General features: G+C 69.0%; 17 protein-coding genes and 2 tRNA genes. 4 read left to right on the top strand and 15 right to left on the bottom strand.

Features of this window, described 5'->3' with window-relative positions:
• Nucleotides 1-679: 679 nt before the first annotated feature.
• The 4 genes from ndk to ACFY1J_RS02005 all read right to left on the bottom strand — a co-directional run bounded on the left by ndk (nucleotide 680) and on the right by ACFY1J_RS02005 (nucleotide 5,757).
• The gene (ndk, locus tag ACFY1J_RS02020; RefSeq protein ID WP_263208781.1) at nucleotides 680-1,093 is read right to left on the bottom strand and encodes a nucleoside-diphosphate kinase; all 414 of its coding nucleotides are present in this window, start codon (nucleotides 1,091-1,093) and stop codon (nucleotides 680-682) included.
• Nucleotides 1,094-1,157: 64 nt separating this feature from the next.
• Nucleotides 1,158-1,517: a DUF4233 domain-containing protein gene (locus ACFY1J_RS02015; protein ID WP_390706606.1), complete on the bottom strand. Its 360-nt coding sequence runs from the start codon at nucleotides 1,515-1,517 to the stop codon at nucleotides 1,158-1,160.
• 11 nt (nucleotides 1,518-1,528) lie between these two features.
• A complete protein-coding gene (locus ACFY1J_RS02010; protein ID WP_390730560.1) occupies nucleotides 1,529-2,986 on the bottom strand; it encodes a bifunctional folylpolyglutamate synthase/dihydrofolate synthase in 1,458 nt (485 codons plus the stop codon).
• Between the two features lie 146 nt (nucleotides 2,987-3,132).
• Nucleotides 3,133-5,757, bottom strand: a complete 2,625-nt coding sequence (locus ACFY1J_RS02005; protein ID WP_390730409.1) for a valine--tRNA ligase — start codon at nucleotides 5,755-5,757, stop codon at nucleotides 3,133-3,135.
• 137 nt (nucleotides 5,758-5,894) lie between these two features.
• Here ACFY1J_RS02005 and ACFY1J_RS02000 point away from each other — a divergent pair, with 137 nt between their 5' ends.
• Complete coding sequence (locus ACFY1J_RS02000; RefSeq protein ID WP_390706608.1) at nucleotides 5,895-6,821, top strand: hypothetical protein; 927 nt, start codon at nucleotides 5,895-5,897, stop codon at nucleotides 6,819-6,821.
• Between the two features lie 60 nt (nucleotides 6,822-6,881).
• On the opposite strand, the gene ACFY1J_RS01995 is transcribed toward ACFY1J_RS02000, so the two are convergent.
• The 6 genes from ACFY1J_RS01995 to ACFY1J_RS01970 all read right to left on the bottom strand — a co-directional run bounded on the left by ACFY1J_RS01995 (nucleotide 6,882) and on the right by ACFY1J_RS01970 (nucleotide 12,110).
• Nucleotides 6,882-7,169, bottom strand: coding sequence for a hypothetical protein (locus tag ACFY1J_RS01995; RefSeq protein WP_390706609.1), 288 nt, complete (start codon nucleotides 7,167-7,169; stop codon nucleotides 6,882-6,884).
• Between the two features lie 195 nt (nucleotides 7,170-7,364).
• Nucleotides 7,365-8,651 (bottom strand): ATP-dependent Clp protease ATP-binding subunit ClpX, encoded by a 1,287-nt coding sequence (gene clpX / locus ACFY1J_RS01990; RefSeq protein WP_390706610.1) that lies wholly within the window; start codon nucleotides 8,649-8,651, stop codon nucleotides 7,365-7,367.
• A 170-nt stretch (nucleotides 8,652-8,821) separates the two neighbouring features.
• The gene (locus ACFY1J_RS01985; RefSeq protein ID WP_390706611.1) at nucleotides 8,822-9,487 is read right to left on the bottom strand and encodes an ATP-dependent Clp protease proteolytic subunit; all 666 of its coding nucleotides are present in this window, start codon (nucleotides 9,485-9,487) and stop codon (nucleotides 8,822-8,824) included.
• A 70-nt stretch (nucleotides 9,488-9,557) separates the two neighbouring features.
• Entirely contained in the window at nucleotides 9,558-10,163 is a 606-nt protein-coding gene (locus tag ACFY1J_RS01980) for an ATP-dependent Clp protease proteolytic subunit (RefSeq protein WP_263216457.1), read from the bottom strand.
• A gap of 284 nt (nucleotides 10,164-10,447) precedes the next feature.
• Entirely contained in the window at nucleotides 10,448-11,842 is a 1,395-nt protein-coding gene (gene tig / locus ACFY1J_RS01975; protein WP_390706612.1) for a trigger factor, read from the bottom strand.
• A gap of 191 nt (nucleotides 11,843-12,033) precedes the next feature.
• Nucleotides 12,034-12,110 (bottom strand) — tRNA-Pro (locus ACFY1J_RS01970).
• A gap of 163 nt (nucleotides 12,111-12,273) precedes the next feature.
• Between ACFY1J_RS01970 and ACFY1J_RS01965 the strand changes: the two genes are divergently transcribed.
• Nucleotides 12,274-12,344: transfer RNA gene (locus ACFY1J_RS01965), tRNA-Gly, on the top strand.
• A 124-nt stretch (nucleotides 12,345-12,468) separates the two neighbouring features.
• Here the strand turns inward: ACFY1J_RS01965 and ACFY1J_RS01960 are convergent.
• Nucleotides 12,469-12,663 carry a hypothetical protein gene (locus ACFY1J_RS01960; RefSeq protein ID WP_363295173.1) on the bottom strand — a complete coding sequence of 65 codons (195 nt, stop codon included), beginning with the start codon at nucleotides 12,661-12,663 and terminating at the stop codon, nucleotides 12,469-12,471.
• Between the two features lie 531 nt (nucleotides 12,664-13,194).
• Here ACFY1J_RS01960 and ACFY1J_RS01955 point away from each other — a divergent pair.
• Nucleotides 13,195-14,280, top strand: coding sequence for an acyltransferase family protein (locus ACFY1J_RS01955; protein ID WP_390706613.1), 1,086 nt, complete (start codon nucleotides 13,195-13,197; stop codon nucleotides 14,278-14,280).
• Here ACFY1J_RS01955 and ACFY1J_RS01950 read toward each other — a convergent pair.
• Entirely contained in the window at nucleotides 14,270-14,737 is a 468-nt protein-coding gene (locus tag ACFY1J_RS01950; protein ID WP_390730559.1) for an HD domain-containing protein, read from the bottom strand. The genes ACFY1J_RS01955 and ACFY1J_RS01950 overlap by 11 nt on opposite strands.
• A gap of 77 nt (nucleotides 14,738-14,814) precedes the next feature.
• Complete coding sequence (locus tag ACFY1J_RS01945; protein WP_390706614.1) at nucleotides 14,815-15,990, bottom strand: PP2C family protein-serine/threonine phosphatase; 1,176 nt, start codon at nucleotides 15,988-15,990, stop codon at nucleotides 14,815-14,817.
• Between the two features lie 150 nt (nucleotides 15,991-16,140).
• Here ACFY1J_RS01945 and ACFY1J_RS01940 point away from each other — a divergent pair, with 150 nt between their 5' ends.
• A complete protein-coding gene (locus ACFY1J_RS01940) occupies nucleotides 16,141-17,394 on the top strand; it encodes a GNAT family N-acetyltransferase (protein ID WP_390706615.1) in 1,254 nt (417 codons plus the stop codon).
• A gap of 91 nt (nucleotides 17,395-17,485) precedes the next feature.
• Here the strand turns inward: ACFY1J_RS01940 and ACFY1J_RS01935 are convergent, their stop codons facing one another.
• On the bottom strand, nucleotides 17,486-18,295 hold the full coding sequence (locus ACFY1J_RS01935) for an Fpg/Nei family DNA glycosylase (RefSeq protein ID WP_390706616.1): 810 nt from the start codon (nucleotides 18,293-18,295) through the stop codon (nucleotides 17,486-17,488).
• 102 nt (nucleotides 18,296-18,397) lie between these two features.
• Nucleotides 18,398-18,886: a ribose-5-phosphate isomerase gene (locus ACFY1J_RS01930; RefSeq protein ID WP_390706617.1), complete on the bottom strand. Its 489-nt coding sequence runs from the start codon at nucleotides 18,884-18,886 to the stop codon at nucleotides 18,398-18,400.
• Nucleotides 18,887-18,984 lie beyond the last annotated feature (98 nt).

Genomic DNA, 18,984 nt, shown 5'->3' with positions numbered 1-18,984 from the left:
TCGAGACCAACAGCCCGCCGGACCGGGAAGCCACCCGACCGGCAACCACCCGAACCGGCACTTCACCGAACCGGGCGGCCGCCAAGCCCCAGACCCACGCACCACCCGGAGCGCGACCCAATAGATCCCCGAACCGTCGAGTCACCCAGGCCGACAGGCCACGGGTCGGCCGACGGTCGGGGGTGTTCCTGCCGCGCGCCCCCGGAGAGTTACGCGTGGCCGGGGAAGAAGACACCGAGCCCCCGGCTCGCCAAGCCGGCCGGAACGACGGACAACGCGCACCCACAACCGCGAGACGACAGACATCGAGACCAACAGCCCGCCGGACCGGGAAGCCACCCGACCGGCAACCACCCGAACCGGCACTTCACCGAACCGGGCGGCCGCCAAGCCCCAGACCCGCGCACCACCCGAGCGCGGCCCGACAGGCCCCGGACCCGGCAAGCCACCCGATCCGGCAGCTCACCAGACCGCACGGCCACCCGAGTCTCAGACCCGCGCACCACCCGGTGCGCGACCCAGTAGGCCCCGAACAGCCAGGACGCCCGGGCATGCGGCTCGCCGGACCGGTGGTCACCCGAGTCACAAACCCGCGTACCTCCGAGTCACCCGGGATCCGCAGCCCCGGGGCGACACGGTGTCACGGCGGGCGGTGTCCGGGCCGCGAACCCCCGGAGGGTTACGCGTGGCCGGGGAAGAAGATCTTGACCTCTCGTTCCGCCGACTCCTCCGAGTCGGAGGCGTGGATCAGGTTCTCGCGGACGATGACGCCGTAGTCGCCGCGGATGGAGCCGGGCGCCGCGGCGATCGGGTCGGTGGGGCCGGCCAGGGCGCGCAGGCCCTCGATGACGCGCTCGCCCTCGACGATCAGGGCGACGACCGGGCCGGAGGCCATGAACTCGACCAGGGGCTCGTAGAAGGGCTTGCCCTTGTGCTCGCCGTAGTGCTGCTCCAGCGTTTCCTGGTCCAGCGTACGCAGCTCCAGCGCGGTGATCTGCCAGCCGGCCTTGCGCTCGATACGGCTGATGATCTCGCCGGTCAGGCCGCGACGAACGGCGTCGGGCTTGAGGAGGACGAGGGTGCGCTGGGTCACGGGAAGGCTCCTTCTGACTGACGTGTGCGGTGGGACGAGGTTACAGGGCGTGTCCGGGCACCTGTTACGCAGCGTCAGGTGTAGTGGGCGACCCGGCCTGCGCGGCGAAGCGGGCCTTCGCCTCGTCGATCTTTCTTCCGTAGTGCACGGAAGCCCACCACAGCGCCGCGAACAGCACCCCCATGAAGTACATCGTGGGCACGAACACCCCGGAGGCGATCAGCGCGAGCTGGAGGGCCCAGCCGAGGACCACTCCGCCGGGGCGTGTCACCACACCGCACAGCACCACACACAGGAACATCGCGATCCCGCTGACCGTCCACACCGTGGTCGTCGACAGGTCCGGGTCCTTCATCGCCACCAGCCCGGCGAAGCCGATGACGAAGAACTCGCCGATCAGGGTCGAGGAGCAGAGCGTACGCATGAAATTCCTCCTCAGCCCTTGCCCAGCAGCAGACGGGCCTCGCCCACCGTGATGACCGAGCCGGTGACCAGCACACCGCCGCCCGCGAACTCGCCCTCCTCCTCGGCCAGCGTGATCGCGGCCTCCAGGGCGTCGGGCAGCCGCGGCTCGACCTGCACCCGCTCCTCGCCGAACACCTCGACGGCGACCGCGGCCAGCTCGTCCGCGTCCATGGCACGGTGACTGGAGTTCTGCGTGACGACGATCTCCGCGAAGATCGGCTCGAAGGCCTCCAGGAGCCCGCGCACGTTCTTGTCGCCGCTCGCGCCCACGACCCCGATCAGCCGGCTGAAGTCGAAGGCCTCGCCGATCGCCTCGGCCGTCGCCCGCGCGCCCGCAGGGTTGTGCGCGGCGTCCAGGACGATCGTCGGCGAGTGCCGTACGACCTCCAGGCGGCCGGGCGAGGAGACCGCGGCGAAGGCCTTGCGGACGGTGTCGATGTCCAGCGTCTGGGCGCGCTGCGCGCCGACGCCGAAGAACGCCTCCACCGCGGCGAGCGCCACGGCCGCGTTGTGCGCCTGGTGGGCGCCGTGCAGCGGGAGATACACCTCGGGGTACTCGCCGCCCAGGCCACGCAGGGTGAGGAGCTGGCCGCCCACGGCGATCCGGCGGTCCACCACGCCGAACTCCAGGCCCTCCCGGGCCACCGTCGCGTCGACCTCGACCGCCTTCTTCAGCAGCACCTGCGCCGCGTCCACCGGCTGCTGGGCCAGGATGACCGTCGCGTCCTGCTTGACGATCCCGGCCTTCTCCGCGGCGATCTCGGCGGGGGTCTCGCCGAGCCGGTCCGTGTGGTCCAGGTCGATGGGGGTGACCACGGCGACGTCGCCGTCGATCACGTTCGTCGCGTCCCAGCTGCCGCCCATCCCGACCTCGACCACGGCCACGTCGATCGGCGCGTCCGCGAAGGCGGCGTACGCCATGCCGGTGAGCACCTCGAAGAACGACAGCCGGAACTCCTGCAGGGCGTCGACCATCTCGATGTACGGCTTGATGTCCTGGTACGTCTCGATGAACCGCTCGGCGGAGATCGGCGCGCCGTCCAGGCTGATGCGCTCGGTGACCGACTGCACGTGCGGGGACGTGTAGCGGCCGGTGCGCAGCTCGAAGGCGCCGAGCAGGGCCTCGATCATGCGGGCCGTGGACGTCTTGCCGTTCGTCCCGGTGATGTGGATCGAGGGGTACGACCGCTGCGGATCCCCCAGCACGTCCATGAGCGCGGCGATGCGGCTGACGGACGGCTCCAGCTTGGTCTCGCCCCAGCGGGTGGCCAGCTCGGCCTCGACCTCGCGCAGGGCCTTGTCGACCTCGGGGTCCTCGGGCCTCGCGGGTACGTCCGCCTGCGCCGGCCCGCCCTGCGTGCGCAGGGTGCGGCTGCCGGCCTCGATCACCGCGAGGTCGGGGTCGCGGTCGGTCTCCGCCGCGATCATCTCGTCGAAGGAGTCGAGGGGGTCGGGCTGGTCGTTGGTGCCGGGCGCTTCGCTCACGACACCAGTCTACGGAGCGGCACGGACAGACATGGGCGAAGGCCCCCGGTGCCGTGTGGCTCCGGGGGCCTTCAGTGCCGTACGGGCGGTTACGCCGGGGGCAGCTTGTCCAGCTGGGCCTGGATCCGCGCGATGTCCTCGTCGGCCTTGGCGAGCCGCGTGCGGATCTTGTCCACGACCTGGTCCGGGGCCTTCGCGAGGAACGCCTCGTTGCCGAGCTTGGCCGTGGCCTGGGCCTTCTCCTTCTCGGCGGCGGCCAGGTCCTTGGCGAGGCGCTTGCGCTCCGCGGCCACGTCGATCGTGCCGGAGAGGTCGAGGGCGACCTCCGCGTCGGCGACCGGCAGGGTGGCCGTGGCCGTGAAGGACTCGCCCTCCGGCTGGAGCCGCAGCAGCTGGCGGATGGCCGCCTCGTGCGGGGCGAGGGCCGTGCCGTCCAGGGTGAGGCGGGCCGGGACGCGCTGGCCGGGCTGCAGGCCCTGGTCGGCGCGGAAGCGGCGGACCTCGGTGATGACGGACTGGAGGGTCTCGATCTCCCGCTCGGCGTCGGCGTCACGGAAGCCACTGTCGGCCGGCCATTCGGCGATGACGACCGACTCGCCGCCCGTGAGGGTGGTCCACAGGGTCTCCGTGACGAACGGGACGACCGGGTGGAGCAGCCGGAGGGTGACGTCGAGGACCTCGCCCAGGACGCGCTTGGAGACCTCGGCGGCCTCGCCGCCCGCCTGGAACGTCGTCTTGGACAGCTCGACGTACCAGTCGAAGACCTCGTCCCACGCGAAGTGGAAGAGGGCGTCGGAGAGCTTCGCGAACTGGAAGTCCTCGTAGAACGCGTCGACTTCGGCGACGACGGAGTTGAGGCGGGAGAGGATCCAGCGGTCGGTGGCGGACATCTTCGCCGGGTCCGGCAGCGGCCCGTCCACCGTCGCGCCGTTCATCAGCGCGAAGCGGGTGGCGTTCCAGATCTTGTTGGCGAAGTTGCGGGAGCCCTGGACCCAGTCCTCGCCGATCGGGACGTCGACGCCCGGGTTGGCGCCGCGCGCGAGGGTGAAGCGGAGCGCGTCGGAGCCGTACTTGTCCATCCAGTCCAGCGGGTTGACCGCGTTGCCGAAGGACTTCGACATCTTCTTGCCGAACTGGTCGCGGACCATGCCGTGCAGGGCGATGGTGTGGAACGGCGGGGTGCCGTCCATCGCGTACAGGCCGAACATCATCATCCGGGCGACCCAGAAGAAGAGGATGTCGTAGCCGGTGACCAGGACGGAGTTCGGGTAGAACTTCGCGAGCGACTCGGTTTGCTCGGGCCAGCCGAGGGTGGAGAAGGGCCACAGGCCGGAGGAGAACCAGGTGTCGAGGACGTCGGTGTCCTGACGCCAGCCCTCGCCGCTCGGCGGCTCCTCGTCGGGGCCGACGCAGACGACTTCCCCGTCCGGGCCGTACCAGACGGGAATCCGATGCCCCCACCACAACTGCCGTGAGATGCACCAGTCGTGGAGGTTGTCGACCCAGTCGAAGTAGCGCTTCTCCATCTCCTGGGGGTGGATCTTGACCTTGCCGTCGCGGACCGCGTCGCCGGCGGCCTTGGCGAGCGGGCCGACCTTGACCCACCACTGCATGGAGAGCCTGGGCTCGATGGTGGTCTTGCAGCGCGAGCAGTGGCCCACGGAGTGGACGTACGGCCGCTTCTCGGCGACGATCCGGCCCTCGGCGCGCAGCGCGGCGACGATCGCCGAGCGGGCCTCCAGGCGGTCCAGGCCCTGGAAGGGGCCGTGGGCGGTGATGACGGCATGCTCGTCCATGATCGTGATGGACGGCAGATCGTGCCGCTGGCCGATCTCGAAGTCGTTCGGGTCATGGGCCGGGGTGACCTTGACGGCGCCGGTGCCGAACTCGGGGTCGACGTGCGTGTCGGCGACGACCGGAATGGAGCGGTCGGTCAGCGGGAGCTTGATGAGCGTGCCGACGAGATGCCTGTAGCGCTCGTCGTCGGGGTGAACGGCGACGGCGGTGTCACCGAGCATGGTCTCGGCGCGGGTGGTGGCGACGACGATGGTGTCGTCCCCGTCGCCGTACTTCATGGAGACGAGTTCGCCGTCGTCGTCCTGGTACTCGACCTCGATGTCCGAGATGGCCGTCAGACAGCGGGGGCACCAGTTGATGATGCGCTCGGCGCGGTAGATCAGTTCGTCGTCGTAGAGCCGCTTGAAGATGGTCTGGACGGCCTGGGACAGTCCTTCGTCCATGGTGAAGCGCTCGCGCGACCAGGCGACGCCGTCGCCGAGGCGGCGCATCTGTCCGCTGATCTGCCCGCCGGACTCGGCCTTCCACTGCCAGACGCGCTCGACGAAGGCGTCCCGGCCGAGGTCGTGCCGGGACTTTCCTTCCTTGCCGAGTTCGCGCTCGACGACGTTCTGCGTGGCGATGCCGGCGTGGTCCATGCCGGGCTGCCACAGCGTCTCGTAACCCTGCATGCGCTTGCGCCGCGTCAGGGCGTCGATGAGCGTGTGCTCGAAGGCGTGCCCGAGGTGCAGGCTGCCGGTGACGTTCGGCGGGGGGATGACGATGGTGTACGCGGGCTTGTCGCTCTTCGCGTCCGCCTCGAAGTAACCCCGCTCTACCCAGCGCTCGTACAGCGGCCCCTCTACATCGGCCGGCGCGTACTGGGTCGGCAGTTCGGTGTCGGGCGCTGGTGGCTGCTGCTGAGCGTTCTCGGTCACGGGGGTCAGTTTAGAGGTGTCACGACCCAGTCCCGAAACGCGTTTGTTCTGTAACGGTGCGACCCCCGCTGCGGTGGGCTTCCTGGGCCTGCGCCAGGATGTCAGGAACACATAAGCATCTGGAGGGGAACCCAGAAATGAGTCACAACCAGCCGGGCCCGTACGGCGGGCAGCCCCAGCAGCCCGGACCGTACGGCCAGCCGGGCCCCTACGGCCAGCAGCCGCAGGCTCCCCAGCCCGGCTACGGCTACCCTCAGCAGGCCCCTCCGCCCCAGCCCGGTTACGGCTACCCCCAGCAGGGCGCACCCCAGCAGCCGAACCCGTACGGCCAGCCGACGCCCCCCTACGGCCAGCCCGGCTACGCCGTCCCCCAGCCCCCGGCCCCGGGCGGCGGCAAGAAGAAGACGGGCCTGATCATCGGGGCGGTGGCCGTGGTGGCGGCCGTTGCGGTGGGTGTGTTCTTCGTGGTGGGCAAGGGAAGCTCGGGCGGCTCCGACGTCGCGGACGACGGCCCGCACAAGCTGACCACCCCGGCGGTGGTGCTCGGCGAGTACAAGAAGAGCAACGACGCCGGTGGTCCGATGTCCAACGACGACCTGAAGGACGCCGAGTCATGGGGGGTGAAGGACGCCAAGGACGTCAGCGCCGGCTACGAGGTGAAGGACAACGACAACCCGCTCGGCGGGAAGATGATCACCTTTGGCGGCGTCTACGGCACCATCGCCGACCCGGAGAAGGCCGTCGACGGTTTCTTTGCCTACTCGAAGAAGGACGCCAAGAAGGACGACGTCACCTTCGAGGGCAGCCCGAAGGAGTACAAGCCCAGCTCTCTGGACGGCGCGATCCTCAAGTGCCAGACCGCCAGCGCCAAGAACACCGAGAGCGGCTCGTCGGACATGGCGAAGACCATTAAGTTCACGTTCTGCGTCTGGGGTGACCACAGCACGCTCGGCATGGTGATGCCCATGGAGTACTCGGACATCGTCGCCGGAAAGTCCACCGACCCGGCGGAGGCGGCCGAGATGACGGCCAAACTCCGTAAGGAAGTACGCGTCAAGGCCTGATCCTCACCGGATCCGCCGACGGGGTGCCTCATCAGGTCGATGAGGCACCCCGTCAGTCATTCAACGCCCTTGGCCCTTACGCACGAAGGCAGGCGGCCCATGCGGTGTCGGCATCCACGTGAAGGACGAGAAGGCCCCCTGACAGAGCGGATGCGCAGCGGGACCGACATGTCGGTAGCTGCACGCCTCCCGTACCTTCGGGCCGACCCGGTAGCCGTGGTTTCGCACATAGTTCATACAGTCGATCTGGTCGGCGCTCGCCGGTGTCGCCGTCACCAGCGGTACGACTCCCGCCGCGACGACCACGCTCGCCGCAGCCAGGAGCCGCTTCGACTTCAGCCGTTTCATGTGGATCCCTCCCGTTTTCCAGCATCGATCACACGAACTGGCAATCGATTTGGTCGGGTCCACTCGATCACAGAACAGGTCACGCGCCGCACGCGCGAGGTGAACCTGGCGTGATGACACCGCCGCGTGGCGTGAACATGAGTGATGCCCGGCACCTTGCAAGTGCCGGGCATCCGTTGGAGCTTGGGGCTGTCGCTACGCCGTCTTCTGTTCGCCCTGGCCGCGGCCGCGGGCGTCGCGTGGGATCAGGGTCGGGTTCACGTTCGAGTGGACGACGTCTGCCGTGATGACGACTCGGGCCACGTCCTTTCGGGACGGGACCTCGTACATCACCGACATCAGGACCTCCTCCATGATGGCGCGCAGACCGCGCGCGCCGGTCTGGCGGAGGATGGCCTGGTCGGCGATGGCCTCCAGGGCCTCGCGCTCGAAGTCCAGTTCCACGCCGTCGAGTTCGAAGAGGCGCTGGTACTGCTTCACCAGGGCGTTGCGGGGCTCCACCAGGATCTTGAGCAGGGCCTCGCGGTCGAGGTTGTGGACCGAGGTGATCACCGGCAGACGGCCGATGAACTCGGGGATCATGCCGAACTTGACCAGGTCCTCCGGCATGACGTCCTCGAAGACGTCCTTCGATTGCAGCTCACGCTTGGAGCGGATCGTCGCGCCGAAGCCGATGCCCTTCGCGCCGGCCCGTGCCTCGATGATCTTTTCCAGTCCGGAGAACGCGCCGCCCACGATGAACAGCACGTTCGTCGTGTCGATCTGGATGAACTCCTGGTGCGGGTGCTTACGGCCGCCCTGCGGCGGGACCGAGGCCGTGGTGCCTTCGAGGATCTTGAGGAGGGCCTGCTGCACACCCTCGCCCGACACGTCGCGGGTGATGGAAGGGTTTTCACTCTTCCTCGCGACCTTGTCGATCTCGTCGATGTAGATGATCCCCGTCTCGGCCTTCTTGACGTCGTAGTCCGCGGCCTGGATCAACTTCAGGAGGATGTTCTCGACGTCCTCGCCGACATAACCCGCCTCCGTCAGCGCCGTCGCGTCCGCGATCGCGAACGGGACGTTCAGCATGCGCGCCAGGGTCTGCGCGAGGAGCGTCTTGCCGGAGCCCGTGGGGCCCAGCAGGAGAATGTTGGACTTCGCCAACTCGATGGCGTCGTCGCGGCCTTGGGCGCCGCCGTTCTCCCCCGCCTGAACCCGCTTGTAGTGGTTGTACACCGCGACTGAGAGAGCCTTCTTGGCGGCCTCTTGGCCGACTACATAGCCCTCCAGGAACTCGTAGATCTCGCGGGGCTTGGGGAGTTCCTCCCACCGCACCTCGCTCGTCTCGGCGAGCTCCTCCTCGATGATCTCGTTGCAGAGATCGATGCACTCGTCGCAGATGTACACACCGGGCCCTGCGATGAGCTTCTTGACCTGCTTCTGGCTCTTGCCGCAGAACGAGCACTTGAGCAGATCGCCGCCGTCACCGATGCGTGCCACGGTGTGCTTCCCCTTCGCCTGGGAGACGCCTGGACGCTTTCGAATCCAGCGGCTCCTGGTGCTGCCTTATGTCCGACGGTACCTTGCCGGGCCCCCCGTTCGGGCCCCCCTTGGCACGGTTCACTTTGACGTGCACCGTGCCAAGGACCACAGAGGGCGGGTCCTGCGCGTCAGCGGACCTCGGCGCTGTTCATCTTCCGGGTGGAGATGATCTGGTCGACGATGCCGTACTCGAGCGCTTCCTCGGCGGTGAGGATCTTGTCGCGCTCGATGTCCTCGCGGACCTTCTCGATCGGCCGGTTGGTGTGCTTGGCGAGCATCTCCTCCAGCTGCGTACGCATCCGGGTGAACTCGTTGGCGATGATCTCCAGGTCGGAGAGCTGCCCGCGGCCGGTGGAGCCGGCCGGCTGGTGGATGAGGACGCGGGAGTTCGGCAGCGCCATGCGCTTGCCGGGCGTACCGGCGGCGAGCAGGATGGCCGCGGCGGACGCCGCCTGGCCCATGCACACCGTCTGGATGTCGGGCTTCACGAACTGCATCGTGTCGTAGATCGCCGTGAGGGCGGTCATGTCGCCACCCGGGCTGTTGATGTAGATCGAGATGTCCCGGTCGGGGTCCATCGACTCCAGGCACAGCAGCTGCGCCATGACGTCGTTGGCGGAGGCGTCGTCGATCTGGACGCCGAGGAAGATGACGCGCTCCTCGAAGAGCTTCGCGTACGGGTCGTACTCGCGGATGCCCTGGGAGGTGCGCTCGACGAAGCGCGGAATGACATAGCGGCTCTCGGGCCGCGGCCCGTCGTAGCGGCCGCTGGCGGCGCCGGGGAAGTTGCTCATGTGCGTGTTCACCGTCCTGGTGGCGTTCTGGGGGCTGGAGTACTCGGCGGAGCGTGCGGGGCCGGGCCGGTCAGGCACCGGTGCCGCCGCCTCCCGGAACACCGGAGGCATGCGTGATGATCTCGTCAATGAGACCGTACTCCTTGGCCTCTTCCGGGGTGAACCAGCGGTCGCGGTCGCCGTCGCGGATGATCGTCTCGACGGTCTGGCCGGAGTGCTGCGCGGTCAGCTCGGACATGCGCTTCTTGGTGCGCATCAGGTACTCGGCCTGGATCTTGATGTCCGAGACCGTGCCGCCGAGGCCCGCGGAGCCCTGGTGCATCATGATGTCCGCGTGCGGCAGCGCGAAGCGCTTGCCCGCGGCACCGCCGGTGAGCAGGAACTGGCCCATCGAGGCCGCCATGCCCATGGCGATCGTGACCACGTCGTTCGGGATGTACTGCATGGTGTCGTAGATCGCCATGCCGGCCGTCACCGAGCCACCGGGGCTGTTGATGTAGAGGTAGACGTCCTTGCTCGGGTCCGCGGCGAGGAGCAGCAGCTGCGCGGTGATCTTGTTGGCGATGTCATCGTCGACCTGCTGGCCGAGGAAGATGATCCGCTCGCCGAGCAGCCGGTTGTAGACCTGGTCGCCGAGGCCACCACCGATGGAAGGCTCGCCGGCGGCGGAGGGCATCAGATTCGTCACGTATCCACCTGCTCGTCTTACGACGGCGCCGGGCCGTCTCACGTGTACTGCGAAATCCTGCCGGGGGTTTCAGGTGAGTCCCCTGCCCCCGTATTCATGGACCCTAACGCGCTGGTCCCTTCGGGGAATCCCGTGGAAGGGGGTGTTCGCCGGGGGCGTAGCGCCGGGCGCCTCCGGCAGACGGGCCACTGTTCCACCGTATGACGAAGGGCCCCGGGGCGCTGTGCATCCCGGGGCCCTTCGTCGTACGGCCTTCAGAAGCTCCGCAGGGCTCAGCCCTCGGCCTTCTCCTCGTCCGTGGTCTCGGTGGCGCCCTCGACGGCCTCGACCGTCTCCGTGGCCGCCTCGACCTCGTCCTCGTCGTCCAGGTCGACGATCTCGCCGTTGGTGTCCTTCACCGTGGCGGCCTCGACCACGACGGCCAGGGCCTTGCCGCGGGCGACCTCGCCGACGAGGAGGGGCACCTGGCCGCCCTCGACGACGGCCTGGGCGAACTGGTCGGGGGACATGCCGGAGGAGGCCGCACGCCGCATGAGGTGCTCGGTGAGCTCCTCCTGGTTGACGTTGAGCTTCTCCGACTTGACCAGCTCGTCGAGGACGAACTGGGTCTTGATGCCCTTGACCGCGGCCTCGCGGGTCTCGGTCTCGAACTCCTCGGCGGTCTTGCCCTGGATCTCCAGGTACTTGTCGAGGGTGAGGCCCATCTGCCCGAGCTGGTGGTGCTCCAGGTTGTGCTTACGGGTGTTGATCTCTTCCTCGAGCAGCTTCTCGGGGACGGGGACCTCGACCAGTTCGAGCAGCTTCTCCAGGACGCGCTCCTGGGCCTGCGTGGCCTGGTCGTACTGCTTCATGTTCTCGAGGCGCTTGCGGCTGTCGGCCTTCAGCTCGTCGAGGGTGTCGAACTCGGAGGCGAGCTGAGCGAACTCGTCGTCCAGCTCGGGCAGTTCGCGGGCGGCGACCTGGGTGACCTTGACGGTGACCTCGGCCTCCTTGCCGGCCGCCGAGCCGCCCTTGAGCTCGGAGGTGAAGGTGGCCTCGCCACCGGCCTCCAGGCCCTTCACGGCGTCGTCGATGCCGTCGAGCAGCTCGCCGGAGCCGATGGTGTAGGAGACGCCCTCGGCCACGCCGTCCTCGAGGACCTCGCCCTCGACCTTGGCCTGCAGGTCGATCGTGACGACGTCGCCGTCCTCGGCGGCACGCTCGACCGGGGAGGTGGAGGCGAAGCGCTCACGGAGCTGCTCGACCGACTTCTCGATGTCCTCGTCGGTCACCTCGACGGCGTCGACCTCGACCTCGATGCCGGAGTAGTCCGGGATCTCCAGGGCCGGGCGGATGTCGACCTCGGCGGTGAAGTTCAGCGTCTCGCCGTCCTTCAGCTCGGTGATGTCGACCTCGGGCTGGCCCAGCGGGCTGAGCTCGGCCTCGTTGACCGCCTCGGTGTAGAACTTCGGCAGCGCGTCGTTGACGGCCTCCTCCAGCACGGCGCCACGGCCGAACCGCTGGTCGATGACGCGGGCCGGGATCTTGCCCTTGCGGAAGCCCTTCACCGTGACCTGCTGGTTGATCTTCTTGTACGCCGCGTCGAGGCTGTCCTTGAGCTCCTCGAAGGGCACCTCGACAGTGAGCCGAACCCGGGTCGGGTTCAGGGTCTCCACGGCGCTCTTCACGGTTCGGTCTCCTTGTGGCTGACTTCTTGGGGTTCGCCGGAGCCAGACAGGTCCGGCGGATTTAGCCGCCCGGAGGAGTTCGTAGGCCGAGTGGGCCGGGACACACGGGCGCGCAGCTTGCATAGTAACCGCAGCGGCTGAACACCCCAAAAGGCGATCATCGGGCGTGGCCGACGAATGATCTCGGCCGGTGGTCGGGGTGGCGGGATTTGAACCCACGGCCTTCCGCTCCCAAAGCGGACGCGCTACCAAGCTGCGCCACACCCCGTCTGGTGCGACACGTAGGGTACATGCCCGCAGGCAGTACGGCCGCCGCATTTGCAGAGCGCGCGGGCGCACGGTGGCGCGGCGCGCAATGGGTGTGCGGCGAGCGCATACGACCCGCTACGATGCCTCCTGTGCCGCGGTCGACGACCTGCGGCGCGTCCCGTGCGGGCGTAGCTCAATGGTAGAGCCCTAGTCTTCCAAACTAGCTACGCGGGTTCGATTCCCGTCGCCCGCTCTGTACGGCTCGGGGCCAGGCCGGAGGACGATTCCTCCGCCTGGCCCTGATCATTTCCGGGGGCTGCGTACGTAGCGCAACATCTGTACGTAACGTACAGAACCGTCCTCGCCCGGAAGCCTCATCAGAAGCTGATCGAGTTGATCGTCTCGGCTATCGAGTTGAGGAACCGCTGGATCGACGGGGCCATGCCGGTCGAGGCGAGGAAGAAGCCGAACAGGATCGCGACGATGGCGGGGCCGGCCTTGATGCTCCCCCCTCGGATCAGCACCACAAGGATGATCGCCAACAGCAGCACCACGGACAGTGAAATGGCCACACTGATCACACCCTCGGTCGGTCCGCTCTCCCGGCCCGGAGGTACATCCCCGCACCCCCGCCAGAACCATCGTGCCACCAACCCGGCCACCGTATGCGGCGCGTGAGGCATCGTCGGACGGCCGCCCGCAACGGGGCGACTCGGCGCACAGCAATTCGGGAACCCGCCCACGCCCGGAACACAGGGAATTGAGGGCTTCGTTTCGCTGTCCACACATCCCGTTCGCAGCTAATTCGAATTGTTGGCCGAAGGACTGCGTTATGCCCCAATTAGTCAGTATGAATCGGGACATCAAGGGTGAACAGCGGCCTGCAATGTGCTGACCGTCACGTGGACAGAGGCGTCAACTTCTGTGAATCCGGGGCATCCGAAGCCCCATAACAAGGAAACACACTGGGGGTTTTACGAAATCCCACAGACGACGCTAGGGTGCCTCAGATGTTTGACGCCGCCTCGTCCCCCGGCCAGCACCGAAGGCCGCTCCCATCGGCACAGTCGCCGGTGAACGGAGTGCCGAGTCCGCGTACCCCGATGAGTACGCAGAAGCAGGACAGACCGGGCAAACAGCGCGACGCGTTCTTCGACAACGCCAAATACCTGGCGATCGTGCTCGTCGCGATCGGTCACTCCTGGGAACCGCTGAAGGGCGACAGCCGCATCCTGGAGGGCGTGTACACCGTCGTGTACGCCTTCCACATGCCGGCGTTCATCATCATCTCCGGCTTCTTCTCGCGCAGTTTCGACATGCGCCCGGACCGGCTGAAACGGCTCATCACCGGCGTCGCCGTGCCGTACATCGTCTTCGAGACCGCCTATCCGCTCTTCAAGCGGTTCGTCGACCACGCCCCCGACCAGGAGATCAGCCTCCTCGATCCCTGGTATCTGACCTGGTTCCTGTGCGCCCTGTTCATCTGGCGGCTGACCACGCCCATCTGGAAGCTGGTCCGATGGCCGCTCCCGCTGGCGATCGGCCTCGCCATGCTGGCCTCGGTCACCCCGAGCATCGGTGACGATCTCGACCTCCAGCGCGTCCTGCAGTTCCTGCCGTACTTCGTGCTGGGCCTGTGCATGAAGCCGCACCACTTCCAGCTGGTGCGCCGCCGCTGGGTGCGCATCGCGTCGGTGCCGGTCTTCGCGGCCGCGCTGGCGGTCGGCTGGTGGAGCGTGCCGCGGATGAACACCGCGTGGCTCTACCACCGCCAGTCCGCCCAGGAGTTCGGCGCGCCCTGGTGGTGCGGCCCGCTCATGGTCCTGGCGCTGTTCGGCTGCTCGCTGGTGCTGACCGCCTGCTTCTTCGCCTGGGTGCCGCGCCGGAAGATGTGGTTCACCGCGCTGGGCGCCGGCACCCTGTACGGCTATCTGCTGCACGGCTTCGTGATCAAGTTCGCCGACTACCGGGGCTGGTTCGACCACCCCTCGCTGCACCACCCGCTCGGCGAGATCCTGGTCAGCGTCCTGGCGGCGGCCGTCGTCACCGTGCTGTGCACCAAGCCCGTGCAGCGCGTCTTCCGGTTCGCCATGGAGCCGAAGATGGAGTGGGCGTTCAAGCGGGACGCGGCCGAACTGGCCCGTGAACGGCAGAAGGCGGAAGGCGCCCGCGAGAAGGTCAGCGCGTAGCCGAGCCGTCTCGCCCGTCGTCCGTCAGACCGAGAAGTGCCCGCATCCGCGCGTACTTCTCGGTCAGTCGTTTCCGGACGGGTTCGTCGAGGACCGCGAGCCGCTCCGGGTCCGCGTTGTGGGCCAGATCCGCCTCCTTCACCAGCAGCGCGCCGGGCGTCCGAAGAATGCGCTCGGCGTACACCTCCGGCTCCTCCCCCGCCCGCTTGGTGACGGCGAGCACGATGTCCTTGGTGCGCCGGCTCAGCGCGGCCCCGCTCAGCCACTCGCGCGACAGCGCGTCGTCCTCGACGGAGTCGTGCAGCCAGCCCGCCGCGATCTGCTCGTCGTCCCCGCCCCGGGCGTGCACGCCCTCCGCGACGGCCTTCAGGTGTTCCGCGTACGGCCGCCCGGCCTTGTCCGTCTGCCCCTCGTGGGCGGCGCGGGCGACGGCCTCGACCTCGGCCAGGGTGAGCATGCGATGCGTTTCGGTCACTTCCCCAGTGTCCCCCGCGCCGACGGCCGTTGTACGGCCCTCTCCCGGCCGCGCGCGGGTCAGCGGACCGCCGCGGCCGCGGCGTCCCGGCAGATCAGGAGCAGTGCCCGGTCGTCGTTGACATCCTTGGCCACCGCCTCGATGAGGTGCCAGGCGGCACCGTGGAAGCCTCCGGCGACATACCGGTCGGCCTCCCCCGTCAGCCGGTCTATGCCCTCGACGATGTCCCGGTCGGAGGTTTCCACCAGACCGTCCGTGAACAGCATCAACACGTCCCCGGGACGGAGCGACCCCTTCACGGGGTCGAATTGGGCGCCGCCGTACACACCGAGCAGCGGCCCTTCGGCAGTCTTCTCCTCCCAGCGACCGCTGCCGGCGCTCAGCTGCAGTCCCGGCGGATGTCCCGCCGAGAACAGCTCGTAGTCCCCGGAGTCGAGGTCCAGGACCAGATGGATCGAGGTGGCGAACCCCTCGTCCCAGTCCTGGCGCAGGAGATAGCCGTTGGCCGCGGGAAGGAACGCGTGCGGCGGCAGCGAACCCAGCAGGCCCCCGAACGCCCCCGACAGCAGCAGCGCCCGCGACGCGGCGTCCATGCCCTTGCCGGACACGTCCGTGAGGACGACCTCCATCGTGCGGCCGTTGTTCGTACGGGCCGCGACCACGAAGTCGCCCGAGAAGGACTGGCCGCCCGCCGGCCGCAGCGCCATCTCCCGGTGCCAGCCGTGCGGCAGCTTCGGCAGCTTGCTCTGCACCCGGATCCGCTCGCGCAGGTCGAACAGCATCGTGCCGCCGCGCCGCCAGGGCACCCCCACCCGGCTGCGGAACTGGGCCGTGAGCAGCCCGAAGAAGCCACAGGCGGCGACCACCAGGACCACGCCGGGGGTGACCCGGGACGGCCCCTCCGTGTACGGCCCCAGCCGCACCGACTCCACGATCAGCGCCGTCGCCGCCGCCGCGTACAGCCCGAGCAGACTCGCCGGACGCAGCAGCAGCCCGCCCGCGACGATCGGCAGCACCAGCGTGGCCGGTGAACACCACACCGAGTTGGCGAGCGTCATGGACGCGAGGACCGGGATCGTCAGCAGCAGTCCGAAGAGCGCGATCCAGTCCGAGCCGTCACCGCGGAAGTAGTCCACGGCACTTCTGCGCACACCGACCCGGACCCGGTGCCACTGCATCCTCCACCGGGCCGTCAGCGTCTCGGCCTTCGCGCGCCGTTCTCCTCCTGCTGCCATTAGTCCGGGACCCTATCCAGCGGACCAGCCGCTTGGCACGCGAGGTCCGACTTATCCCTCGTCCGAGGCTCAACTTCACAGAAGCCCGTCACACGGCCGCCCGGGAGAAATTCACTCGCTCGTCCCGCAATGCCCTGGTACGCATGGTTCATGGGCACTGACCTCGCGAGCGACCGCACCACCGAACTGCGCGTACTGCGCCGGGAAGACCTCGGCCTCTGGTACGACCACTTGATCCGCGCCTTCGGTGCGGTCCCCGAGTCGGCCGAGGAGAGGGAGCTGTGGATCTCGCTCATCGAGCCGGACCGGTACATCGGCGCCTGGGACGGGGACGAGCTGGTCGGCACGGCGGGGGCCTTCGCCTTCCGGCTCACCGTGCCGGGCGGCGCCCCGGTGCCGGCCGCGGGCGTCACGATGGTGAGCGTGGCCGCCACGCACCGGCGGCGCGGTGTGCTGACCTCGATGATGCGACGGCAGCTGGACGATGTGCGGGCATGGGGCTGGCCGCTCGCGGTCCTGACGGCGTCCGAGCCGGTCATCTACGGACGATTCGGGTACGGCGCCGCGACGTATCACGTGAACGCCGAGATCGACACGGACCGCGTACGGCTGTCGGTGCCGGCCGGTACCGACGCCGTACGACTGCGGTACGCCGCACCGGCCGATGTGCTCGACGTGTGCGAGGCGCTCTACGCCCGGCACGTGCCGCTGCGGCCGGCCATGGTGGAGCGGCTGCCCGGCTGGGACCGGGTCGGACTGCTCGACCCGGAGAGCGAGCGGCACGGGGCGTCGCCGCTGCTGTGCGTACTGGCGGAGCGGGACGGGGAGAGCGTGGGCTTCGCGCGCTTCCGGATCAAGCCCGACTGGGAACCGGCCGGCCCCAAGGGCACGGTGGTGCTGGAGGACCTGGAGGCGCTAGACGCGGCCGCGCACGCCGCGCTGTGGCAGTTCCTGTTCGGCATCGACCTGACCTCGACGATCGACGCGCGGCGGCGGCCGGTGGACGAGCCGTGGCAGTACCTGGTGTCCGACATCCGCCGGTGCCGGGTGCTGGTGCGCGACTCGCTGTACGTACGGCTCGTGGACGTCGGCGCGGCGCTGGAGGCACGGACCTACCAGGCCCCGGTCGATGTGGTGTTCGAGGTCGAGGACGCCTTCTGCCCCTGGAACAGCGGGCGTTGGCGGCTCTGTGGGGACATGAAGGGCGCGTCCTGCGAACGCACCGAGGAGGCGGCCGACCTCGCCCTGTCCGTACGGGAGTTGGGGGCCGCGTACCTCGGCGGCGTCTCGCTGCTGTCGCTGGCCGGGGCCGGACGGGTGCGGGAGCTGCGGCCGGGCGCGCTGGCGGAGGCGTCGACGGCCTTCGGCTCGGCGGTGGCGCCCTGGCTGCCGCACGGGTTCTGACGCCCGGTCGCCGTCTCCCGGCGGCCGGTCCGGGTCTCCCGGCGGCCGGTCCGGGTCTCCCGGCGGCCGGTCCGGGTCTCCCGGCGGCCGGTCAGCGTTTCTGGCAGGCCGGGCACCAGAAGAGGTTGCGGGCGGCGAGGCCCGCCGTGCGGATCTCGCCGCCGCAGATGTGGCAGGGCAGGTTCGCCCGGCGGTAGACGTACACCTCGCCGCCGTGGTCGTCGACGCGCGGCGGGCGGCCCATGGCTTCCGGGGCGTGTTCGGGCCGGACGGTGTCGATGCGGTTGTTGCGGACGCCCTCGCGCATGAGGTCCACGAGGTCGCGCCACATCGTGTCCCACTCGGCGGGGGTGATGTCCCGGCCCGCGCGGTACGGGTCGATGCCGTGCCGGAAGAGGACCTCGGCGCGGTAGACGTTGCCGACGCCCGCGATGACCTTCTGGTCCATGAGGAGGGCGGCGATCGTCGTACGGCTGCGACGCACCCGGGTGTAGGCGGCCGTCGGGTCGGCGTCGGTGCGCAGGGGGTCGGGGCCGAGGCGGTCGTGTATCGCCCGCTTCTCGGGATCCGTGATCAGGGCGCAGGTGGTGGGGCCGCGGAGGTCGACGTACGCGGTGTCGTTCGCGAGGCGCAGGCGGACCGTGTCGGTGGGCGGGGGCGCCGGGGCGTCACCGAAGCCGACCTTGCCGAAGAGGCCGAGGTGGATATGGACCCAGTCGGTGTCACGGAAGCCGAGGAAGAGGTGCTTGCCGTGGGCCTCCGTCCGGGTGAGCTCCGCTCCGGTCAGCAGTTCGGCGGCGTCGGAGAACTTGCCCTGGGGGCTGGTGACTCGCGGGGCGGTGCCGGAGAAGCGCTCGGCGTAGTCCTGCGCCAGCCGGTGGATCGTGTGCCCTTCTGGCACGGGTGCCGTGTCCTTTCCTGCCGCCCGGGGCTCCGCCCCGGACCCCTTCTCGGTCGCGTGAGAAGTCACCCGCGAACGGGGGGCTGAGCCCCCCGTCCGGCGTCAGTCCTGCTGCGGGTGGTGCGCCGGGATCGGCGGCAGGTCACCTGTGGTCTCGTACTCCGACAGCATGTCGATGCGGCGGATGTGGCGCTCGTCACCGGAGAACGGCGTGTTGAGGAAGGTCTCGACGAACTTCGTCGCCTCCTCCTGCGTGTGCATGCGCGCACCCACGGCCACGACGTTGGCGTTGTTGTGCTGCCGGCCGAGGGAGGCCGTCTCCTCGCTCCAGGCGAGCGCGGCCCGCACGCCCTTGACCTTGTTCGCGGCGATCTGCTCGCCGTTGCCCGAACCGCCGATCACGATGCCGAGGGCGTCGGCGTCCGCGGCCGTCCTCTCCGCGGCGCGCAGACAGAAGGGCGGGTAGTCGTCCTGGGCGTCGTAGATGTGGGGGCCGCAGTCGACGGGGTCGTGACCCGCCGCCTTGAGCCACTCGACGAGGTGGTTCTTGAGTTCGAAGCCCGCATGGTCCGAGCCGAGATACACGCGCATGGGACGAGTGTGACACGGCGGTTGCGGGCCGGCAGCTCCGGGTGCCGACCAGGAGAAATGTGAGTCTCGCCATAGAACCTCAAGGAAACCTCAAGTAA

It is taken from the genome of Streptomyces sp. NPDC001406 (assembly GCF_042895285.1).
Taxonomy (GTDB): domain Bacteria; phylum Actinomycetota; class Actinomycetes; order Streptomycetales; family Streptomycetaceae; genus Streptomyces.
Note: the sequence above shows the minus strand (reverse complement) of the source record. Positions and strands in the feature narration are given on the sequence as shown.